This window comes from Rhodococcus sp. MPR-R1B (assembly GCF_058793255.1).
In genome coordinates this window covers 1-1,972 of sequence record NZ_JBXAFO010000059.1, presented here as the reverse complement: position 1 = coordinate 1,972, position 1,972 = coordinate 1, and the positions used below count along the sequence as shown (strand labels likewise).

The window sequence follows — 1,972 nt, the reverse complement described above, 5'->3', positions numbered from 1 at the left end:
CGCCCCCCCCCCCCCCCCCCCCCCCCCCCCCCCCCCCCCCCCCCCCCCCCCCACCCCAACCGTCACCCGAATCGTGAACCCGCACACCACTCGTTCGTGACCTCAACGCCCACCTGTGAAGCGCCAACAACCCGGCTTGAAAACCCTCACCACCATCACCGCCAACCCGCCACCAACCGCTGCCGACAACGAGCTGCCACCAACACAAACCCACACACCCAACGACACCACCGAGGGGTGAGCACCTGCACAACGCAACCATCCGCAGCCGAGCGCAGCGGACCCAGCCACGGACGGCGCCGAGCAGAACGCAGTGGAAGCCGGCCGGGGCAGCCCACCACCACAACAACCGGTCCGGCAGACACCCCTTCGCCCACAACACAACCGGCACCCGAACCACCCAACGCAGCCACCAGCGGCCGCAAACACCAACCACAAAAGCCGGGGCCTGACGGCCCCAACCCCATCACCATCGCTGACATCAACAGAACCCTCGTGGTCACCTTCTCGAGCCAAAAGCAAAACCCCGGCCACCGGGGGGGTCTATCTCTTTAACGGTGTTTCGGCGGTTTTCCATCAGTAAGTTTCCGATCCCGGCCAACGATCGGCGAACGTGATCGCAAACGCGTTCAGAGCGGGCTTCCACCTCGTTATCCATCGTGCCTGGCCCTTGCCTGTCGGGTCGAGCGAACGTGTCACCAAATACAGACACTTCAGCGCAGCCGCCTCGGTAGGGAAATGGCCACGAGCTTTCACCGCCCTCCGATAGCGGGCATTGAGGGACTCAATCGCGTTGGTAGAGCAGAGCACTCGCCGTATCTCTGTGTCGTAATCGAGGAACGGAATGAACTCCTGCCAAGCGTTGGTCCACAATCGGATGATCGCCGGATACCTCTCACCCCAGTGCTCGGCGAGATCGTCCAGCCCCGCGTGAGCGGCAGCCTCGGTCGGTGCCGTGTAGATCGGTCTGAGATCGTGTTTGAGTGCGTCCCAGTGTTGACGTCCCGAGAGCCGAAAGGTGTTGCGGATCAAATGCACGACGCACGTTTGTACCGTCGTGGCCGGCCATACGTTCTCGACGACTTCCGGCAGGCCTTTCAATCCGTCGCAGACCAGGAAGAACACATCCCGAGTGCCGCGATTGCGAATGTCCGTCAGCACGGACATCCAGAATTTGGCGCCCTCACCGCCGGTGCCGGCCCACAATCCGAGCACGTCGCGCCGTCCGTCGAGACTGACGCCGATCGCCGCGTAGATCGGCCGGTTTGCGACCTGCCCGTCTCGAACTTTGACGACGATCGCATCGACGAAAACTGCCGCGTACACCTCGTCGAGCGGACGGGCAGACCAGTCCTGCATCTCCTCGAGGACCTTGTCGGTGATCCGCGAGATGGTCTCCTTCGAGACCGAGGCCCCGTAGATTTCAGCGAAATGCGAACTGATTTCACCAGTCGTTAATCCTTTGGCGTACAACGACAACACGATCTCATCGACCCCGTTCAATCGACGTTGGCGCTTCTTGACGATCTGCGGCTCGAACGTCCCTTCCCGATCACGAGGGACCTCGATCGGGACATGCCCACTGGCCTCGGTCAACACCGTTTTCGACCGAGTCCCGTTGCGAATATTCGTAGACTCCCGATCGGCCGGAGCTTGGTTCTTGTCGTGCCCGAGGTGCTCGGTCATCTCCTCGTTCAGTGCGGTTTCCAGAACGGTTTTAGTGAACTGCTTGAGCAAACCGTCCGGCCCGGTCAGCGACAGGCCCTGCTCCTTGGCCAGGCGCACCAACTCCGCGGCCGCCGCAGCTTCCGCGGAGGGCTCGGCCCTCTTCTTCGTCACATCTTCCAGTGTCGTCATCTCGGCACCTCCTCGCCGAGCATTCACTCAGCGTCTCGGGCCAAAACACCGATTACGAAACAGTCCCACCGGGGCTGACAACAACTGCAGACACCATCCGTCGACGACGTCGCCT

General features: G+C 62.3%; 1 protein-coding gene. It reads right to left on the bottom strand.

Going from position 1 to position 1,972, the window contains the following annotated elements:
* Positions 1-576: 576 nt before the first annotated feature.
* The gene (locus AC1Q61_RS32400; protein WP_075835918.1) at positions 577-1,857 is read right to left on the bottom strand and encodes an IS256 family transposase; all 1,281 of its coding nucleotides are present in this window, start codon (positions 1,855-1,857) and stop codon (positions 577-579) included.
* Positions 1,858-1,972: the final 115 nt, after the last annotated feature.